Consider the following 1,591-nt stretch of genomic DNA (forward strand, 5'->3'; position numbering starts at 1 on the left):
GACGAAGAACAGGAGCGAAAAGGACCAAAAAATCGCCCAAAGCACACACGAAAACAGATACATCAAGCCAAGAAAAACTTTTTGGAGAAATTCAAAACAGCTTCTAAGAATAATTGAACTAATGAACTTACAGACTCACAAACTAAAAAAACACAAACTCAAATATGATTAATTATGATTTGACAAAAATACGGGCACTGGTATTTGATGTGGACGGAGTGTTGAGTGCCGAAACCATTCCGATGAGCATGGAAGGTGAGCCGATGCGGACGGTGAACATCAAGGACGGATATGCTTTGCAGCTTGCCGTGAAATGTGGGTTGCATGTGGCAATAATTACAGGAGGCCGTTCGGAAGCGATACGGAAACGCTACGAAGGGCTGGGGGTGAAAGATATCTATATGGGTGCGTCGGTAAAAACCAACGAATATGCCGACCTGTTGGCAAAATATGAGTTGATGCCGGAGGAAGTATTGTATATGGGTGATGACATTCCCGACTATGATGTGTTGCGTATGGTGGGTTTGCCTTGTTGTCCTGCCGATGCCGCCCCCGAAATCAAGGCGATATGCAAGTATATTTCCCATCGCAAAGGAGGATACGGATGCGGAAGGGATGTGGTTGAACAGGTATTGCGTGCACAGGGCAAATGGATGTCGCACGCGGATGCTTTCGGATGGTAAATGCATGAATATTAAAAATAGAAGAGTGATATGATATTGGAGAATTTACAGAAATACAAAGTGAAGCTTGCTTCCAATTCACCCCGGCGCAGGGAATTGCTTTCAGGCTTGGGCATCGATTATGAAGTGAAGGTGTTGCCAGGCATTAACGAAACATATCCCGAATCGTTGAGAAGTGAAGAAATACCGGTATATATTGCACGTGAGAAAGCCGATGCTTACCGTAAGGATATGGATGCGGACGAATTGATTATCACGGCAGATACCATAGTGTATGTTGATGGTGAAGTGTTGGGAAAGCCGGAAGATGAAGCAGATGCTTGTCGGATGTTGAAGAAGTTGTCGGGACGGACTCATCAGGTTATTACAGGAGTATGCCTGACTACGGCAGAGTTTCAGAAGACATTTGCATCAGTGACAGAAGTGACTTTTGCTTCGTTGAGCGAGGAGGAGATACATTATTATGTTTCCCGTTATCGCCCTTTCGATAAGGCAGGTGCATACGGTGTGCAGGAATGGATAGGTTATGTTGCTGTGGCCAGCATTCAAGGGTCATTTTATAATGTAATGGGGTTACCAGTGCAACGCTTGTATCAGGAATTGAGCAGTCTGTAAGGTATGTGCAATCATAAAAATGAATGTCCGCATTCTGACCGATTACCCTACATGGGTTGCTTGCGGAATTCATTCAAAGCTCAAGTAGGCCTTTTGATGAACATAAGTGAGTTGGCTGTTTCACATAAGTAACCCAGGCGTTTCACATAAGTAAGTCAGCCTTATCACTTATGTTCGTTTTTTCTCAGAAGCTGTTTTGAATTTATCGTGCGATGATTTGGGATGAGTTTTTGAGGCATTTTCGCTTCTGTGATGAGGAAGATAGCGGGCTATCTGACGAAGAACAGGAGCGA

2 protein-coding genes are annotated in these 1,591 nt (G+C 44.1%); both read left to right on the forward strand.

The window, feature by feature from the left end; all coding sequences use genetic code 11:
• Window positions 1–164 precede the first annotated feature (164 nt).
• On the forward strand, window positions 165–683 hold the full coding sequence (locus B5F71_RS19385) for an HAD-IIIA family hydrolase (RefSeq protein WP_022040865.1): 519 nt from the start codon (window positions 165–167) through the stop codon (window positions 681–683).
• 33 nt (window positions 684–716) lie between these two features.
• The gene (locus B5F71_RS19390) at window positions 717–1,298 is read left to right on the forward strand and encodes a Maf-like protein (protein WP_191763679.1); all 582 of its coding nucleotides are present in this window, start codon (window positions 717–719) and stop codon (window positions 1,296–1,298) included.
• The last annotated feature ends 293 nt before the right edge of the window (window positions 1,299–1,591 follow it).

The sequence above is a fragment of the Bacteroides sp. An269 genome, assembly GCF_002159755.1.
GTDB classification, from domain to species: domain Bacteria; phylum Bacteroidota; class Bacteroidia; order Bacteroidales; family Bacteroidaceae; genus Phocaeicola; species Phocaeicola intestinalis.